This window comes from Streptomyces sp. SLBN-118 (assembly GCF_006715635.1).
GTDB lineage: Bacteria > Actinomycetota > Actinomycetes > Streptomycetales > Streptomycetaceae > Streptomyces.
In genome coordinates, this window is the sequence record NZ_VFNP01000001.1 from 2029957 (window position 1) to 2046192 (window position 16236).

Consider the following 16236-nt stretch of genomic DNA (forward strand, 5'->3'; position numbering starts at 1 on the left):
GCGCAGTCCGTCTCTCGCTCAGCGTGAAACGGATCACCCATTCGAGCGAAGCTCTATGCGATCACCGTTTCGCCTCCGGGCGAGGAGAAGCTACGCCTGAAGGGCTGCGCGAGGGCACGGCAAGATCCAAACAACAGGCTCTGAGCGAGGAGCCCCGGCTAAGCGAGGAGCCCCGGCTCGATGTGGCCCTCGGCGACGATGACCGCGGGCCCGGTCATCTCGATCTCTCCGTCCGGATGCTCCGTGATCACGAGCCGCCCGCCGGGCAGATCCACGGTGTACGCGACGGGGGCGCCGGTGACCGAGGGGTCCACGCCGTCCCTGCGGGCCGCCGCCACGGCGACGGCGCAGGCGCCCGTGCCGCACGAGCGGGTCTCGCCGGAGCCGCGCTCGTGAACGCGCATGGCGACATGTCGCTCGCCGCGGTCGACGACGAACTCGACGTTCACGCCGTCCCGATAGACCGACGCCGGGCTGTAGGCCGGTGCGCGAAAGAGATCGCCCGCGTGGTCCAGGTCCTCGACGAAGGCGACCGCGTGGGGATTACCCATGTTCACATTGCGGGCGGGCCAGCTGCGGCCGTCGACGGTGACCGTGACGCCGTCCTGCGGGAACCGCGCGCGGCCCATGGAGACCGTGATGTCACCCGCGGCGGAGCCGCTGCCCGACCCGGCCTTGGCAAGGTGCACCTTCTTGACGCCGCCGCGGGTCGCCACCGCCAGGTCGCCGGCCTCGACGAGTCCCGCCCGTTCGAGATACCGCGCGAAGACGCGTACGCCATTGCCGCACATCTCGGCGATCGATCCGTCCGCGTTGCGGTAGTCCATGAACCATTCGGCCGAGCCGGCCATGGCGCGCGCCTCGGGGTGAGCCGCTGACCGTACGACGTGCAGCAGGCCGTCGCCGCCGATGCCGGCCCTGCGGTCACAGAGTCTGGCGACCGCGGAGGCGGGCAGGTCGATGGCGTTGTCCGGGTCGGGGACGATCACAAAGTCGTTCTCGGTCCCGTGGCCCTTGAGGAAGGCGATCTGCGAGGTGCTCACGGATCAACTGTACGAGGGCCCGCCGACAACGCGGTCAGCGGAGGCGCGCCACACGCCACACGGCGAGTGCGACGAGCGCGGCGCCCACCCCGACGTACAGGGCGATCACTCGCCAGTCGGGGCGTTCGCCGGAGCCGAGGGGCGGCAGACCGGGCCAGGTGTGACCCACGCGACGGGCGGCCATCACACCCCAGCCCGCGGCGCAGCAGCTGATGAGCAGGCCCAGCATGGCGACGACGGCACCGCCGTCGCCGGTGCCGAAGGCGAGGGGAAACGCGAACATCAGCGAGCCGACAGCGGCGAGCCCCACGATGGGGGCGAGCTGCCAGATCCGCAGCCTGCGCTGCGGCCGCAGTTCGACCTCGACCTCGTCGGGAATCACGTCCTGGTCATCAGGACCGTCGGGACTGAGACGGGACGCGCTGTCCGCTGCGTCCCGTGCCTGCTGTGCTTCCCGTTCTCTGTCGCGAGGGCCGGCCTCCATCGCCACGCGCCTCCCAACTCGGACTCCACGTCGATCGATGCTGCGATGATGGCACGCTCCCAGGTGCCGACATGACGCGCAGAGCGTCCCGATGCAATCACGTGATCAGGCTGTGACCGCTCGTTCGACCAACGTCAGCGCCAGGTGCGGAAGTTCCGCCCGGTCATCGGCGGCGCCGCTCAGCCAGTGCACTCGCGGGTCCCGGCGGAACCAGGAGTCCTGGCGGCGCGCGAAGCGCTTTGTTGCGCGCACGGTCTCCTCACGCGCCTGACCGTCGGTGCACTCCCCCGCGAGCGCCGTGAGCACCTGCTGGTAGCCGAGCGCGCGCGACGCTGTGCGCCCCTCCCGCAGACCCTGAGCCTCCAGCGCGCGCACCTCCTCGACGAGGCCCGCCTCCCACATCCGGTCGACGCGCAGCGCGATGCGCTCGTCGAGCTCGGGGCGGGCCACATCGACGCCGATCTGAACGGTGTCGTAGACGGCGTCGTGTCCGGGAAGGTTGGCGGTGAAGGGCTTGCCGGTGATCTCGATGACTTCGAGCGCCCGCACGATGCGGCGGCCGTTGCTCGGCAGGATCGCCTTTCCGGCCTCCGGATCGGCGGCGGCCAGCCGGGCGTGCAGGGCGCCCGGGCCGCGCACCGTCAGCTCCTCTTCCAGCCGGGCACGGATCACCGGGTCGGTGCCGGGGAATTCGAGGGCGTCGATGGCGCCGCGTACGTACAGCCCGGAGCCGCCGACGAGGACGGGCGTACGGCCTTCGGCCAGCAGCCGGTCGATCTCCGCCCTGGCCAGTTTCTGGTACTCGGCGACGCTCGCTGTCTCGGTGACGTCCCAGATGTCCAACAACCGGTGCGGGACACCGCCGCGCTCCTCGGCCGTCAGTTTGGCGGTGCCGATATCCATCCCCCGGTAGAGCTGCATGGAGTCGGCGTTGACGACTTCGCCGCCCAGTCGCTGGGCGAGGAAGACGCCCAGATCGGACTTTCCGGCCGCGGTGGGACCGACGACGGCGATGACCCGCGGCGCGGGAGCTGCACTTCTCACTGCCCCAGTCTCGCAAACCCGCGGGCATGTCCCCGAACGAGCGAGGTGACGGCACGGGACAAGGTTCGTTGCCTGTTGCGAGGTTCCGATCGCCGGTTTCCCGACCGGTGCCCGCGAGCGACGCAATGGAACGCTCCGGGCGGCAAGGAACTTCGCCCACACGAGTAGCCTATGGAGTAGATATGGGTGTTTTTTCACGATTTCGTCGCAAGTCCAGCACGACTGTCGAGGCGTCAACCGAAGAGTCGACCGCCGGAACGCTGACGGCCGAATCCTCGATCGCGAGCGGTTGCGACGCCGGCAGCGAGACGTCGGGTAACGACAACGTTCCCGAGTCGGGCCCCGAGTCGGGTCCGGAAGTGGAAGCAGCGAAGGACGCGGCGGCGGAGGTCACCGAAGCTGGGGAGGCGACGGTCGCCGATGCCCCGGTCGCCGAGAGCGTGGAGATCCCCAAGCAGCAGTCGGCCGACGAGGCGGCGGACAACGAAGCCGACGAGGGCGCCCGCAAATAGTTCCGCAGTCCCCATACGAGGGAAGTGACCCATGGGCTTCATGGACTCGTTGAAGGTCAAGCTCACCCCGGCCAGGAACAAGGTCTCCGACTTCGCGCAGCAGCACGGGGACAAGATCGGGCACGGGTTGGAAAAGGCCGCGAGGACGGTCGACGCCAAGACCAAGGGCCGGTACAGCGGCAAGATCGAGTCTGGCACCGGCAAGGCCAAGGACGCCTTGGACCGCATTGCTCACAAGTCCGGGACCCCACACAAGGACGACGGCACCATGCCGCCGCCTGCCTGACCGGTTCAGCACATCGACGGACGGCCGCGGAACGCTTTCTTTCCGCGGCCGTCCGCCGTTGCCGGCTGCGGTTGCGGGACGCGGTTGCTGTCCGCGGGTGCTCCTCCGCTACGACCAGGCGGCCACGAAGTACCCGACGCCATAGGGGGCGTCCTCGTAGAGCAACTGCCCTGCCATGCCTGCCCCCTCGGCCGCCCCGGCAAGCACCTGCCAGGGCGCGCGGCCCGCCGCTTTGACTTCGTACGCCAGTGTCACGTCCAGCGCCGCGAGTGCCTCCACGTCAGCCGCGCCCAGTGCCTGAGCGGCCCGCGCGTCGAAGCCGGCCGCCCGCTCGTCCAGATAGCCGGGTGCCTTCAGCGTGCGGCAGGCGCTGCCGTCGCCCATCACCAGCAGTGCGACGCGCGCGGCCCGGGCGCCGAGTTCCCTGCCGACGGCCAGGCAGCGCTCCGGGGCGAGTGACTCGCGGACACCCAGGCCCTCCACCGGGGAGTCCCACCGGGCGCGGGTCAGCAGCCAGGCTCCGACGGCCAGGGACGGCGGGAGCGGCCGCTCCTGACCCTCGCCCGTCCCCAGCGTCACGTCGATGTCGACGCCGAAGCCATGGAAGGAACCGGCCGCGCCCGCGGAATGCGGACCACGGCCGTGCTCGCCGGCGGGCCCGACCACGACCAGCAGATCGGGACGGGCAGCGGCGAGCACCGCGAGGGCGTCGGAGCATGCGGTACGCGCCGCGTCGAGTTCCGGCGCGGCACCGGCGGCGACATCGGGCACGAGCAGCGGTGGGCAGGGGCACACGGCGGCGGCGACAAGCATGATCGGCAGCCTAATGCGCGCTCATGAGTGGCTCACCGACGCCGGTCAGTCGCAGCCGCACCCCGGCGCCGCGGCGGCCGGCAGCGGCTCAGGAACGCCGATCCTCGGCAGGCCCAGCATCACTCCGGCGGGCTTCACAGCAGCCTCGGCGTTGCGCTTCTCCCAGGCGTCGCCCGCGCGGGTGCGCCGTACGGATGTCACAGCGCCCTCCGCAAGCAGGTGGTGCGGTGCCGCGTACGTGATCTCGACCGTCACCACATCGCCGGGGCGCACGTCCTGGTCCGGCTTCGCGAAGTGAACGAGCCGGTTGTCGGGCGCACGCCCGGAAAGACGGTGTGTGGCCCCGTCCTTGCGGCCCTCGCCCTCAGCGACCATCACCTCGAGGGTCCGGCCGACCTGCTTCTTGTTCTCGTCCCAGGAGATCTCCTCCTGGAGAGCGACCAGGCGCATGTACCGGTCCTGGACGACCTCCTTGGGGATCTGCCCCTCCATGGTCGCCGCGGGGGTGCCGGGGCGCTTGGAGTACTGGAAGGTGAAGGCGTTCGCGAAGCGCGCCTGCCGCACGGTGTGCATGGTCTGCTCGAAGTCCTCCTCGGTCTCGCCGGGGAAGCCCACGATGATGTCCGTGGAGATGGCGGCGTGCGGAATCGCGGCGCGCACGTTCTCGATGATGCCGAGGAACCGCTCCTGCCGGTACGAGCGGCGCATGGCCTTGAGCACCGTGTCCGAGCCGGACTGGAGCGGCATATGGAGCTGCGGCATCACGTTCGGCGTCTCGGCCATCGCGGCGATCACATCGTCCGTGAAGTCGCGGGGGTGCGGGGAGGTGAAGCGGACCCGCTCCAGTCCCTCGATCTTTCCGCAGGCCCGCAGCAGCTTGCTGAAGGCCTCGCGGTCACCGATGTCGGAGCCGTACGCGTTGACGTTCTGTCCCAGCAGGGTGATCTCGCAGACGCCCTCGGCGACGAGCGCCTCCACCTCAGCCAGGATGTCGCCGGGCCTGCGGTCCTTCTCCTTGCCGCGCAGCGCGGGCACGATGCAGAAGGTGCAGGTGTTGTTGCAGCCGACCGAAATGGACACCCAGGCGGCATACGCCGACTCCCGGCGGGTCGGCAGCGTCGAGGGGAATGCCTCGAGCGACTCCGCGATCTCGACCTGTGCCTCTTCCTCGATGCGGGCGCGCTCCAGCAGGACCGGCAGCTTGCCGATGTTGTGCGTGCCGAAGACGACGTCGACCCAGGGCGCCTTCGTGACGATGGTGTCGCGGTCCTTCTGGGCCAGGCAGCCGCCGACGGCGATCTGCATCCCTGGCCGCTTGGTCTTCATCGGCGCGAGCCTGCCGAGATTGCCGTAGAGCTTGTTGTCGGCGTTCTCCCGCACCGCGCAGGTGTTGAAGACGACGACGTCGGCGTCGCCGTCGGCGCCCTCGGGCGCGCGGACATAGCCCGCCTCCTCCAGGAGGCCGGACAGGCGCTCGGAGTCGTGGACGTTCATCTGGCACCCGTAGGTGCGCACCTCGTAAGTTTTCGCACTCATCGCGCCAACCAGGGTACGGGGTCGCACTGACGCCCCGCGTCTCCCGTCCGCGAGGAGGGGCCTGGCCATCACAGGGAGTGAACTGGCAGGATCGCGGCCATGTTCCCCGCCCCCTCCCGCATCAGCCGCCGCCGCGCCCTGCAGGTGTCCGCGGCCGCCCTCGTGGTGTTCGGGCTGCTCGCGTGGTGGCTGCTGCCCATCGGGCAGACCTCCCCGAAGGGGAAGCTGACTTTCAGCACGGGCTCTCAGAACGGCGTCTACCAGCGGTACGGCGTGCTCTTGAAGGACGCACTCGCCCGCGATCTGCCGGATGTGTCGATAGACCTGCGCACCAGCGAGGGCTCGCAGCAGAACCTCGCGCGCGTGGCCACCGGCGAGGCCGACTTCACCATCGCCACGGCCGACGCGGTCGCCAAGTACAAACGGGACAGGAAGCCCGGCGCCGACCGGCTGCGCGGCTGTGCCCGGCTGTACGACGACTACGTTCAGCTGGTCGTCCCGCGCGGTTCCCAGGTGCAGTCGGTGCGTGACCTGCGCGGCAAGCGGGTGGCCATCGGGCAGGCGGGCTCCGGTGTGCGGCTGATCGCCGAGCGGCTGCTGACGGCCGCCGGCATCGACCCGAAGAAGGACATCACCCCGCTCCCGGCCGGGATCGACACCGTCCTCGGGCGCCTGGAGGCGCACGAGCTGGACGCCTTCTTCTGGTCGGGGGGACTGCCCACGGCTGCCGTCGAGGCGTTGTCCGAGCGCTTCCAGATCCAATTGGTGCCACTGGACGCCGCGCTCGTCGAGAAGCTGCACTCCACCAGCAGCGACACAACGAGCTACTACCGCGCGGCCGTGATGCCCGCCGACGCCTATCTGGAAGCCCAGGGCGGACTGCCGGTACCGACGGTGGCAGTGGCGAATCTGCTGGTCACGACCGACCGGATCGACCCGGCGATGGCGGAGGGCTTCACCCGCACGGTGATCAAGAGCCGGGACCGGATCGGAAACACCGTGCACCCGGCGCAGCTGGTGGATCTGCGGACCGCCGTCTACACCGATCCGCTGCCCCTGCACGAAGGAGCCCGGCGCTACTACCGCTCGGTCAAGCCGTAGGGCATGTACGCGGGACGGTCACGGTCACCCGCAGACCGTGCGGCTCGTGATGGGCGTACGTAATCGAGCCGCCGCCCGCCGCCAGCAGGGCGCGCGAAATGGACAGGCCAAGGCCCGAGCCCTTGACGTTCTGGTGGTGGCCGCTGCGCCAGAAGCGGTCACCGATGCGGGTCAGCTCCTCGTCGCTCAGGCCCGGGCCGCGGTCGGTGATCACGATGCTCGACGCTCCGCCGTTGGACGCGGCCGAGACGGTGACCTGCTCCCCGCTGGGCGTGAACTTAAGGGCGTTGTCGATCACCGCGTCCAGGGCGCTGGAGAGCGCGATCGGGTCGGCCCAGGCGGTGATCGCAGCAGCGTGTTCGGTGAGCCGCACCCCCTTCTCCTCGGCCAGGGGACGCCAGGCGGCGACCCGTTCGGCCGCGAGCGCACCGATGTCGGTGAGCTTGAGGTCCGCCGAGGCATGCTCGGCCAGCGCCAGGTCCAGCAGGTCGTCGAGGACCTGGGCCAGGCGCTTGCCCTCGGTGCGGACCGAGGCGATCTCCTCATTGCCTTCGGGGAGTTCGAGCGCGAGGAGCTCGATGCGCAGCAGCAGTGCGGCCAGCGGGTTGCGCAGCTGGTGGGAGGCGTCGGCGACGAACGCCCGCTGCTGTTCCAGTACTTCTTCGACGTTGTCGGCCATCTCGTTGAACGAGCGGGCCAGGCGTCTGAGTTCCGGCGGGCCGCCGGCCGCCACGACACGGGAGTTCATCTGCCCGGTGGCGATGTCGTGGGTGGCCGCGTCCAGGACCCGTACGGGCCGCAGCACCCATCCCGTGAGGCGGAAGGCGGCCCCGACGGCGAGCAGCATCGCCGCACACTCGCCCGCCGCGATCAGCATCCAGGCGTTCAGCACGCGCGAGCGCATCTGGCCGGTGGGCGAATCGGTGACCACGACGGCGACGACGTCCCCGTCCCGTACGACCGGAGAGGCGACGATCAGCCGGGCGCCCTGCTGCCACGGCCAGACCTGCGGCGGATCCTGGCTGCGCCGGCCGGACAGGGCCTCCTCGAAGGCCTCGCGGCCCCGGCCGATCGGCGGTACCGCCCAGGTCTCGGGTGCGCGGGCCATGACGCCGTCGTCGCGGTAGAAGACGCCGCCCCTGACGTCGTACGTCCCGTGGTAGCGGTCGAGCTGTTCCTGGAGCGTGGAGCGCCGCTCGTCCGGTCCCGTACCTTCGGCGACGTACTGGGCCAGGGCCGCGAAACGCACCGTGTCGTCAATACGGTCCACGACGACCCGCTGCTGCTGCGCGGCCGCGACGCTCACGGCGAGCGGGAAGCCGAGCGCGAGCAGCACGCCCGCCATGAGGACGATGAGGAGCGGGAGAAGTCGGGTACGCACCGGGGTGTACGGGCCTTACGGGGTGGCCGGCGCGACGAGCCGGTATCCGACTCCGCGCACGGTCTCGATCAGAGCGGGCATCCGCAGCTTGGAACGCAGGGACGCCACATGCACCTCAAGGGTGCGGCCTGTCCCTTCCCAGCTGGTGCGCCACACCTCGCTGATGATCTGCTCCCGGCGGAAGACGACGCCGGGCCGCTGCGCGAGCAGCGCCAGCAGGTCGAACTCCTTGCGGGTCAGCGATACGGTCTCGCCGTCGACACTGACGCGCCGGGTGGGCAGCTCGATGGTGACCGGACCGAGGCGCAGCGCATGCTCGGGCTCGGCCGCGGCGGCGTCGTCACCGCTCGCGGTGCGGCGGCTGACGGCGTGAATACGGGCCAGCAGCTCCCCGGTGTCGTACGGCTTGGTGACGTAGTCGTCGGCCCCGAGGTTGAGCCCATGGATCCGTGAGCGGACGTCGGCGCGCGCGGTCACCATGATCACGGGCGTGGAGGTGAGCTTCCGGAGCTTGCCGCACACCTGGTAGCCGTCCTGGTCGGGCAGACCCAGATCGAGGAGTACGACTCCGAACGGCGGCTTTTCGGGATGCGTGGCGGGCAGCACGGCCTGCAGAGCCTCCTCGCCGTTGCGGGCGTGGACGACCTGGAAACCGTGCTTGGCGAGCACCGCGGACAACGCGGCGGCGACGTGGTCGTCGTCCTCGACGAGCAGCAGCCTCATGGCCCCCCTACGGTCGCACGGTCGGGCATCCCGGTCACGGATGCAGTCAAGGATGTACCAGGGAATCAAGGCCGATGCCCACCCGGCCAGTCAAGGGGGTACCCGATACCTGCCCGTTTCCGTTACCCACCCGGTACGCCGTCCACGACCCTGTTCACGCATAGTGTCCGACTGAAGCCGGATCGTTATGCTCAATTTCCGCTCAGATGTAATGACACTGGTCGCAGTGCATGAATAACGTCCTCCCAACCGAGGAGGACGGAGCAAGAAGCCGATGAGCGGAGTTTCAGTGACCAAGGGCGTCGAGGACGCTGTACCCGCGGGCGACCTGGTCGTGCTGAGCAACGTCAACAAGCACTTCGGCGCGCTGCATGTGCTCCAGGACATCGACCTGACAATCGCCCGTGGCGAAGTCGTGGTCGTCATCGGACCCTCCGGGTCCGGCAAGTCCACGCTGTGCCGCACCATCAACCGCCTGGAGACGATCGACTCCGGCGCGATCTCGATCGACGGCAAGCCGCTGCCCGCCGAGGGCAAAAAACTCGCCCGCCTGCGCGCCGACGTCGGAATGGTCTTCCAGTCCTTCAATCTCTTCGCACACAAGACGGTGCTGGAGAACGTGATGCTGGGCCAGCTCAGGGTCCGCAAGACCGACAAGAAGGCCGCCGAGGACAAGGCGCGCTCGCTGCTCGACCGGGTGGGGGTCGGCTCGCAGGCCGACAAGTACCCGGCGCAGCTCTCCGGTGGTCAGCAGCAGCGCGTCGCGATCGCCCGTGCACTGGCAATGGGCCCGAAGGTCATGCTCTTCGACGAGCCGACATCGGCCCTCGACCCCGAGATGATCAACGAAGTTCTCGAGGTCATGCAGCAACTTGCGCGCGACGGGATGACGATGGTGGTTGTCACCCATGAGATGGGCTTCGCCCGCTCTGCCGCCAACCGCGTCGTCTTCATGGCGGACGGCAGGATCGTCGAGGAGGCCACTCCGGACGAGTTCTTCAGCAATCCGCGCAGCGACCGTGCTAAGGACTTCCTGTCGAAGATCCTGCACCACTGACGACCGGCGCTCCCGCACAACCGACGACCGGCGACTTACGACACAAGGGATGTTCATCATGAAGCTGCACAAGGCAAGCGCCGCGGCCGCCGCGGCCCTCGTCCTCTCCCTGACCGCGACCGCCTGTGGTGGCGACAGCGACTCGGGCGACGGCGGCGGCAAGAAGATCACCGTCGGCATCAAGTACGACCAGCCGGGCCTCGGCCTGAAGACGCCGGACGGCAAGTTCACCGGTTTCGACGTCGATGTCGCCACGTACATCGCGAAGGAACTCGGCTACGACGCCAAGGACATCACTTTCAAGCAGGCCCCCAGCGCCGAGCGCGAGAACCTGATCAAGAACGGTGACGTCACGTTCGTCGCCGCCACCTACACGATCAACGACAAGCGCAAGGCCGAAGTCGACTTCGCCGGTCCGTACTTCCTGGCCCACCAGGACCTGCTGGTCCGCGCGGACGACAACTCCATCACCAAGGCCACCGACCTCAACGCCAAGAAGCTGTGCTCGGTGACCGGCTCGACCTCGGCGCAGAACGTCAAGGAGAAGCTCGCGCCCAAGGCCGACCTGCAGCAGTACGGCGGCTACTCGGAGTGCATCACCGGCCTGGAGAACAAGGCCGTCGACGCACTCACCACCGACAACTCCATCCTGGCCGGCTTCGCCGCGCAGAAAGAGCACCAGGGCAAGTTCAAGCTGGTGGGCCTCAACCTGAGCGACGAGCCCTACGGCATCGGTCTGAAGAAGGGCGACACCGAACTTCAGACCAAGATCAACGCGGCCCTCAAGAAGATGGTCGACGACGGTTCCTGGGACAAGTTCGTGAAGGCGAACTTCGGTCCGGCCAACTACAAGGCAGAGCCTGCCCCGAAAATCACTGAAGGCAGCTGAGTCAGCAGTGACGCGCCGCCGGCCGAGGCTGGCGGCGCGTTCCCACCAGCCAACCTGGGAGAGCGCGGGGCAACGTGTTCGATTTTCTTGATTCCGGGCAGTACGACGTGCTCGGAGCCTTCTGGGTGACGGTTCAGCTCACCCTCTACTCCGCCGTCGGGTCCCTCATCTGGGGCACGATCCTGGTGGGCATGCGGGTCAGCCCGGTTCCGCTGATGCGGGGCTTCGGCACCCTCTACATCAACCTCGTCCGCAACACCCCGCTGACGGTGATCATCGTCGCTTGCTCGCTGGTCCTGAACCAGACGCTGGGCTTCGCACTCGGCGGCGACAACTTCAAGGACATCGGCTTCCGGCTGGCCGTCCTCGGTTTCATCGCCTACACCGGCTGCTTCGTCTGTGAGGCCTTGCGGTCCGGTATCAACACCGTGCCCGTCGGCCAGGCGGAGGCTGCCCGTGCGATGGGGCTGAGCTTCTTCCAGGTGCTGACGCTGATCGTCCTCCCCCAGGCGTTCCGTTCGGTCGTCGCGCCGCTCGCGAACGTGCTCATCGCACTGACGAAAAACACCACGGTGGCCGCGGCGATCGGCGTGGCGGAAGCAGCACTGCTGATGAAGGAAATGATCGAGAACGAGGCCGACGCGCTCTTCGCCGTCTTTGGGATCTTCGCTCTGGGCTTCATCGTTCTCACCCTCCCGACCGGTCTGCTGCTCGGATGGGTGGCCAAGCGCGTGGCGGTGAAGCGATGACCTCCGTTCTCTACGATGCCCCCGGCCCCCGCGCCAAGCGGCGGAACATCATCTACACGATCGTGTTCCTCGTCGCGCTCGGTCTTGCCATCTGGTGGGCGCTGTCGGTCATGGCCGACAAGGACCAGCTGACTGCGGACAAGTGGAAGCCGTTCGTCACGGACTCCCAGGTCTGGACGACCTATCTGCTGCCCGGTCTCTGGCTGACCGTCAAAGCGGCATTCTTCGCCATCGTGATCGCGCTGCCGCTCGGCGCGCTGCTCGGTATCGGTCGGCTGTCCGACCACAGGTGGATCCGCGTTCCGGCGGGTGCCGTGGTCGAGTTCTTCCGCGCCATCCCGGTGCTGATCCTGATGTTCTTCGCCAGCGCGCTGTTCGTGCAGTTCACGGACATCGAGTCGGAGATCCGGCCGATGTACGCCGTGGTGACCGGTCTCGTGCTCTACAACGCCTCGGTCATCGCCGAGATCGTCCGGGCGGGCGTCCTCTCGCTGCCGCAGGGGCAGACCGATGCCGCGAAGGCAGTCGGCATGCGCAAAGGCCAGATCCTTTCGCACGTTCTGCTGCCGCAGGCCGTCACAGCGATGCTGCCGGCCCTCGTCAGCCAGCTCGTCGTTATCGTCAAGGACACCGCACTGGGCGGCGCGCTGCTCGGTCTCGCCGAGCTGCTGTCGCAGGCCCGCACGATCCCGGCGAACTACGGCGCGAACACCATCGCCACGCTCACCGTGATCTCGCTGATCTTCATCGCTCTCAATTACCTGCTCACCACGCTTGCGAGCTGGCTGGAGGGCAGGGCGCGCCGCACCAAGAAGGGCACCGGCGCGGTCCTCGGCGCCGAGGAGGTCGATGAGCTCAACGTGCCCCACGCGGGCGAAGAGGCCGGAGGGGGCGGCGCCGAGAGCTGACAGCACTGGGGACCTGCCCCTGGCCCAGCTCGATGGCAGCACAAGCAGAACAATTGAATTCTGAGCACGGACGGCGGGTGGCAGAGTAATTGCCACCCGCCGTTTCTTCATGCCCGCCCCGGCGGGCTGACGCGGGCGGGCGCACCGGGCCCCACCTCACCTTTCCGCCTGCCCCTTCGGGCCCCAGGAGTCACGCCGTGGACCCGGTGATCATCGTCGGGGCCGGGCCGTCGGGCTCGCGCTGGCCCTGGCGCAGCAGGAGGTGCCCTCCGTCGTACTCGACGAAGGCACCGGCAAGGACGAGACGCGGCCCGCTCGCACCGTCGTGCTGCGGTCCGACACGGCGGCCATGGTGGAACGGCTCGGCTGCGCCACAGTCCGTGACGAAGGCGCCCGCTGGGCCGGCTGGCGCTCGATGCGGTCGCGGAGCTCGCCTGGTAGAGGGCGCGACCGGGCAGGTCTGACGCCCGGCGGCGAACTCACCCGACCCAGCGCACGGTCAACCGCGCACTGGCCCAGGCCCTGGCACACGTCGAACGAGGGATGGCACGGCTGAAGTCCTGGCACATCTTGCGCAGGTCACGCAGCAGCCCAAACCAATGACGTCAGTCGCCGCAGCCATCCCCACCCTGGAGCGGCAACGCTGAAAAGGCTCACCGACTCGCATGTCTGCCGTAGTCAGTGGCAGGCGCGCTTTCAAAGGGCTTGTCGCCGTTAGAGCTCGGTGGGCAACCGCAACTGAACCCGGTGCAGCAAGCAACCACCCACCCTCGGCCGCGCAAAGCCGACCAACGCCGCGTTCCTTCGTCGCTTGACGCGGGCGGGTGTAGTGGGTTGCATGCGTGCTGTGATCGTGCACCGGGCTCCCCTTGCTATCTTTCGTTCCGTCAGCAAGTCAGAAGGAGTCACGCCGTGGACCCGGTGATCATCGTCGGCGCCGGGCCCGTCGGGCTCGCGCTCGCGCTGGCGCTGGCGCAGCAGGACGTGCCCTCCGTCGTACTCGACGAAGGCGCAGGCAAGGACGAGCCGCGGCCCGCTCGCACCGTTGTGCTGCGCTCCGACACTGCGGCGATGGTGGAACGGCTCGGCTGCACCACCGTCCGTGACGAAGGAGCCCGCTGGACCGGCTGGCGCTCGATGCGCCGGCGCCAGGACGTACGGCAGCTCCCTCTCGGCGACGAGGCCGCCCCCGCGCCGCTGCACATCCCCCAGCACGCCCTTGCGCGCGGCCTGCGGGACGCCGCCGCCGGACAGAAACTCATCCGGGTCGCCACAGGAAGTCGCGTCGACTCGCTGGAGCAGGACGCGAGCGGCGTCAGCGTGCACACCCGTGGGCCCGCGGCGACATGGTGGCGCGGAAGCCACCTGGTCGGGTGCGACGGTGCGAGGTCGACGGTCCGCAAGCTCCTCGGCATCCGCTTTCCCGGGCGTACGGCCGTGGAACGGCATGCGGTCGCCGCCCTGCGCACCGAACTCCCCTGGCCCAACGAGGCGTTGCTACACCGTCAGCCGCCGTGGCGCACAGGCGGCGAGGAGGTCACCGCCCGGCCGCTGCGGGACAGCGTATGGCGGCTGGACTGGCTGCTGGCGCCCCGCGGCGAACTGGTCACGCCCGACTCCCTGGTGGCGCGCCTGCGCGACACCTTGGCGGGCTGGTGCGATCAGGCACCGGCGTACGAACTCCTCGACACCGGCGTCTACACCCTCCACCACCGGCTCGCGCGGCGCTGGCGGGTCGACCGGGCCTTCCTCGCGGGCGACGCGGCGCATCTGCTGGGGGCGCTCGGCACGCAGGGGCTCGACGAAGGGCTGCGGGACGCGGACAACCTGGCCTGGAAGCTGGCGCACTGCTGGCACCACGGCCCGTCCGAGCCGCTGCTCGACAGTTATCAGGCGGAGCGGCGGACGGCTGTGGCCTCGCGGCTGCGCGCCGCCGACCAGTCGCTGCCGATACTCCGCAGCAGCGGCGCGCTGCGTACGTACCTCCCGGGTGCCGCGCGCGGGCACGACATCCTGCTTGCTGACGGCCATCTGGGGTACGGCCCGCTGGGCGCGCCCCCCGTATACACGCACTCCCCCCTGGCGCCCGAACGCGCTCCTTCGCAGACCCTCGTCGGTACGGAGGCGGGCGCGCCCGTCGCGGATGTGCGGGTAACCGTGCCGGACGGGACGAGCGCGCGGCTGCGCGACCGGCTGGGGCAGGGGCAGCTGGTGGTGATTCTCGTCGCACCCGGAACGGGAGTGTGGGACCGGCGGCACTGGGTGAGCGCGGGCGTGATGCCGCGACTGGCCGCGGCGGTCAGTGCGCTGCCGGTGCGGGCGGAGCTGCTGGTCACGGAGGGCTACCCAGGGGCTTCGGCCCACACAGTGCTGCTGGTGCGGCCCGACGGGCACCTGGTCGCGTCGTTCGCGGGCGTGCGGCCCGCCGAGCTGTACTCAGCGGCGGACACGGCGCGCGGTGGCGCCCCCTCAACGGTGCGCAGTGACCGTACTGCGGACATCAATTGACCGTCGAACGCGCACATGGTGTACTCCGGAGCGTGACTGACACCGATGTGCGCCTGTGGCGGAGGGTCCATATGGACCTCGTCCGCTACGCGGGCTGCGTGTGTCGTCCGTCCTGCTGAATTCGCTTTTCCCGCGCGCTGTGACCCGCTGAGCCGGCGCGCTTTCCCGCGAACCTCCAGGACGGTTTCCGTGTCCCAGTCTGTCTCCGCTCCTTTTGACTCCCCACCGGTCGCCACCCGTGACTCGAGCGCGCCGACGGCCGCTGAGCTGCTCGATTTTGTACGGCGCTCCGCCGCCGACCAAGAGCTCATCGCCTCGCTCCCCCTCGACCCGGAAGGGCGTACCTGGGTACGGCTCGAAGGCCCGGGGGGCAGCGAGGCCTGGCTGATCGGCTGGCCCCCGGGCACGGGTACCGGATGGCACGACCATGCCGAGTCGCACGGCGCGTTCGCCACGGCCGCCGGCGAACTGAAGGAGAACTCCCTCGCCGTACGCCTGCCCGCGAGCGGCTGGAGGACTCTGGAGCTGGACGAAGGGGTTGACCGCGAAAGGCAGTTGGGGCCGGGCGGCGGCCGGGCCTTCGGGCAGCACCATGTGCACGAGGTGCTGAACGAGTCGGTCACCGAACACGCCGTCTCGGTGCATGCGTACTACCCGCCGCTGCCGCTGATCCGCCGCTTCAGCCGGTCCGGTGCGGTGCTCCGCCTTGAGCAGGTCGAGCGTCCGGAGGACTGGCAGTGAGCGAGCGGACAGGAATCGACGAACTTCTGGAACGGATCCGCGAGGATCTCGACCGCGTCGAGCCGAAGGAGGCTCATGCGGCGGCCGCGGACGGCGCGCTCCTGGTGGACATCCGGTACGCGGCCCTGCGCGAGCGGGACGGCCTGATCCCCGGTGCGCTGGTCGTGGAACGCAATGAGCTGGAGTGGCGCCTTGACCCCCGGGGCAGCCACCGCGCACCGGAGGCGGTGAGCCACGATCTGCGGGTCGTCGTGATCTGCAACGAGGGCTATGCCTCGTCTCTGGCGGCAGCGTCCTTGCGCCAGTTGGGCCTGCACCGCGCGACGGATCTGATCGGCGGTTTCCAGGCATGGAAGTCGGCCGGCCTCCCGGTGGAACAGTGACGGTTCAGATCTGAGAAGGGCCTTTCGCCCGACGGCAGCCGGGTGACGACCGGTGCGAAGGGGAGGACGGACCGCCAG

General features: G+C 69.3%; 18 protein-coding genes and 2 pseudogenes. 13 read left to right on the forward strand and 7 right to left on the reverse strand.

All coding sequences use genetic code 11. The features are described from left to right. Nucleotides 1–158: 158 nt before the first annotated feature. The 3 genes from dapF to miaA all read right to left on the reverse strand — a co-directional run bounded on the left by dapF (nucleotide 159) and on the right by miaA (nucleotide 2571). Nucleotides 159–1043, reverse strand: coding sequence for a diaminopimelate epimerase (gene dapF, locus FBY35_RS09090; protein WP_142213294.1), 885 nt, complete (start codon nucleotides 1041–1043; stop codon nucleotides 159–161). Nucleotides 1044–1077: 34 nt separating this feature from the next. Beyond that, entirely contained in the window at nucleotides 1078–1527 is a 450-nt protein-coding gene (locus tag FBY35_RS09095; protein ID WP_142213295.1) for a hypothetical protein, read from the reverse strand. Between the two features lie 105 nt (nucleotides 1528–1632). Then, complete coding sequence (gene miaA / locus FBY35_RS09100; RefSeq protein ID WP_142213296.1) at nucleotides 1633–2571, reverse strand: tRNA (adenosine(37)-N6)-dimethylallyltransferase MiaA; 939 nt, start codon at nucleotides 2569–2571, stop codon at nucleotides 1633–1635. 182 nt (nucleotides 2572–2753) lie between these two features. Between miaA and FBY35_RS09105 the strand changes: the two genes are divergently transcribed. Together FBY35_RS09105 and FBY35_RS09110 are read left to right on the forward strand one after the other, a co-directional pair. After that, nucleotides 2754–3083, forward strand: coding sequence for a hypothetical protein (locus tag FBY35_RS09105; RefSeq protein ID WP_142213297.1), 330 nt, complete (start codon nucleotides 2754–2756; stop codon nucleotides 3081–3083). A gap of 31 nt (nucleotides 3084–3114) precedes the next feature. Beyond that, nucleotides 3115–3369 (forward strand): antitoxin, encoded by a 255-nt coding sequence (locus tag FBY35_RS09110; protein WP_142213298.1) that lies wholly within the window; start codon nucleotides 3115–3117, stop codon nucleotides 3367–3369. A gap of 108 nt (nucleotides 3370–3477) precedes the next feature. Here the strand turns inward: FBY35_RS09110 and FBY35_RS09115 are convergent, their stop codons facing one another. After that, nucleotides 3478–4182 carry a class III extradiol dioxygenase subunit B-like domain-containing protein gene (locus FBY35_RS09115; RefSeq protein WP_142213299.1) on the reverse strand — a complete coding sequence of 235 codons (705 nt, stop codon included), beginning with the start codon at nucleotides 4180–4182 and terminating at the stop codon, nucleotides 3478–3480. Between the two features lie 45 nt (nucleotides 4183–4227). Continuing rightward, on the reverse strand, nucleotides 4228–5718 hold the full coding sequence (gene miaB / locus FBY35_RS09120; RefSeq protein WP_142213300.1) for a tRNA (N6-isopentenyl adenosine(37)-C2)-methylthiotransferase MiaB: 1491 nt from the start codon (nucleotides 5716–5718) through the stop codon (nucleotides 4228–4230). Between the two features lie 99 nt (nucleotides 5719–5817). Here miaB and FBY35_RS09125 point away from each other — a divergent pair, with 99 nt between their 5' ends. Next, complete coding sequence (locus tag FBY35_RS09125; protein WP_142213301.1) at nucleotides 5818–6819, forward strand: TAXI family TRAP transporter solute-binding subunit; 1002 nt, start codon at nucleotides 5818–5820, stop codon at nucleotides 6817–6819. Here the strand turns inward: FBY35_RS09125 and FBY35_RS09130 are convergent. After that, nucleotides 6809–8200, reverse strand: a complete 1392-nt coding sequence (locus tag FBY35_RS09130; RefSeq protein WP_142213302.1) for a HAMP domain-containing sensor histidine kinase — start codon at nucleotides 8198–8200, stop codon at nucleotides 6809–6811. The genes FBY35_RS09125 and FBY35_RS09130 overlap by 11 nt on opposite strands. 15 nt (nucleotides 8201–8215) lie before the next feature. Continuing rightward, nucleotides 8216–8923, reverse strand: coding sequence for a response regulator transcription factor (locus FBY35_RS09135; RefSeq protein WP_142213303.1), 708 nt, complete (start codon nucleotides 8921–8923; stop codon nucleotides 8216–8218). Between the two features lie 274 nt (nucleotides 8924–9197). On the opposite strand from FBY35_RS09135, the gene FBY35_RS09140 reads away from it, so the two are divergent. The 10 genes and pseudogenes from FBY35_RS09140 (at nucleotide 9198) to FBY35_RS09180 (ending at nucleotide 16158) form a co-directional block, all read left to right on the forward strand. Beyond that, nucleotides 9198–9980, forward strand: coding sequence for an amino acid ABC transporter ATP-binding protein (locus FBY35_RS09140; RefSeq protein ID WP_142213304.1), 783 nt, complete (start codon nucleotides 9198–9200; stop codon nucleotides 9978–9980). 58 nt (nucleotides 9981–10038) lie between these two features. Beyond that, nucleotides 10039–10869: a glutamate ABC transporter substrate-binding protein gene (locus tag FBY35_RS09145; RefSeq protein WP_142213305.1), complete on the forward strand. Its 831-nt coding sequence runs from the start codon at nucleotides 10039–10041 to the stop codon at nucleotides 10867–10869. Nucleotides 10870–10943: 74 nt separating this feature from the next. Next, a complete protein-coding gene (locus tag FBY35_RS09150; RefSeq protein ID WP_142213306.1) occupies nucleotides 10944–11618 on the forward strand; it encodes an amino acid ABC transporter permease in 675 nt (224 codons plus the stop codon). After that, nucleotides 11615–12526, forward strand: coding sequence for an amino acid ABC transporter permease (locus FBY35_RS09155; protein WP_142213307.1), 912 nt, complete (start codon nucleotides 11615–11617; stop codon nucleotides 12524–12526). The genes FBY35_RS09150 and FBY35_RS09155 overlap by 4 nt, the downstream gene beginning before the upstream one ends. A 197-nt stretch (nucleotides 12527–12723) precedes the next feature. Further along, nucleotides 12724–12953 (forward strand): annotated as a pseudogene (locus FBY35_RS09160) (monooxygenase); the annotation flags it as partial. 39 nt (nucleotides 12954–12992) lie between these two features. Further along, nucleotides 12993–13173 (forward strand): annotated as a pseudogene (locus FBY35_RS09165) (transposase family protein); the annotation flags it as partial. Between the two features lie 265 nt (nucleotides 13174–13438). Then, the gene (locus FBY35_RS09170) at nucleotides 13439–15034 is read left to right on the forward strand and encodes an FAD-dependent monooxygenase (RefSeq protein WP_142213308.1); all 1596 of its coding nucleotides are present in this window, start codon (nucleotides 13439–13441) and stop codon (nucleotides 15032–15034) included. Between the two features lie 47 nt (nucleotides 15035–15081). Continuing rightward, nucleotides 15082–15153, forward strand: coding sequence for a putative leader peptide (locus FBY35_RS37710; protein ID WP_309544753.1), 72 nt, complete (start codon nucleotides 15082–15084; stop codon nucleotides 15151–15153). Between the two features lie 70 nt (nucleotides 15154–15223). Continuing rightward, nucleotides 15224–15775, forward strand: a complete 552-nt coding sequence (locus FBY35_RS09175; RefSeq protein ID WP_142213309.1) for a cysteine dioxygenase — start codon at nucleotides 15224–15226, stop codon at nucleotides 15773–15775. Beyond that, complete coding sequence (locus tag FBY35_RS09180) at nucleotides 15766–16158, forward strand: rhodanese-like domain-containing protein (RefSeq protein WP_142213310.1); 393 nt, start codon at nucleotides 15766–15768, stop codon at nucleotides 16156–16158. Before FBY35_RS09175 ends, FBY35_RS09180 begins: the two co-directional genes overlap by 10 nt. The last annotated feature ends 78 nt before the right edge of the window (nucleotides 16159–16236 follow it).

Bases quoted from the DNA above. Each gene is read 5' to 3' on its own strand.
- FBY35_RS09095 (WP_142213295.1), bottom strand. From the start codon at position 1,527: ATGGAGGCCGGCCCTCGCGACAGAGAACGGGAAGCACAGCAGGCACGG.
- FBY35_RS09105 (WP_142213297.1), top strand. From the start codon at position 2,754: ATGGGTGTTTTTTCACGATTTCGTCGCAAGTCCAGCACGACTGTCGAG.
- FBY35_RS09110 (WP_142213298.1), top strand. From the start codon at position 3,115: ATGGGCTTCATGGACTCGTTGAAGGTCAAGCTCACCCCGGCCAGGAAC.
- FBY35_RS09115 (WP_142213299.1), bottom strand. From the start codon at position 4,182: ATGCTTGTCGCCGCCGCCGTGTGCCCCTGCCCACCGCTGCTCGTGCCC.
- miaB (WP_142213300.1), bottom strand. From the start codon at position 5,718: ATGAGTGCGAAAACTTACGAGGTGCGCACCTACGGGTGCCAGATGAAC.
- FBY35_RS09125 (WP_142213301.1), top strand. From the start codon at position 5,818: ATGTTCCCCGCCCCCTCCCGCATCAGCCGCCGCCGCGCCCTGCAGGTG.
- FBY35_RS09135 (WP_142213303.1), bottom strand. From the start codon at position 8,923: ATGAGGCTGCTGCTCGTCGAGGACGACGACCACGTCGCCGCCGCGTTG.
- FBY35_RS09140 (WP_142213304.1), top strand. From the start codon at position 9,198: ATGAGCGGAGTTTCAGTGACCAAGGGCGTCGAGGACGCTGTACCCGCG.
- FBY35_RS09145 (WP_142213305.1), top strand. From the start codon at position 10,039: ATGAAGCTGCACAAGGCAAGCGCCGCGGCCGCCGCGGCCCTCGTCCTC.
- FBY35_RS09155 (WP_142213307.1), top strand. From the start codon at position 11,615: ATGACCTCCGTTCTCTACGATGCCCCCGGCCCCCGCGCCAAGCGGCGG.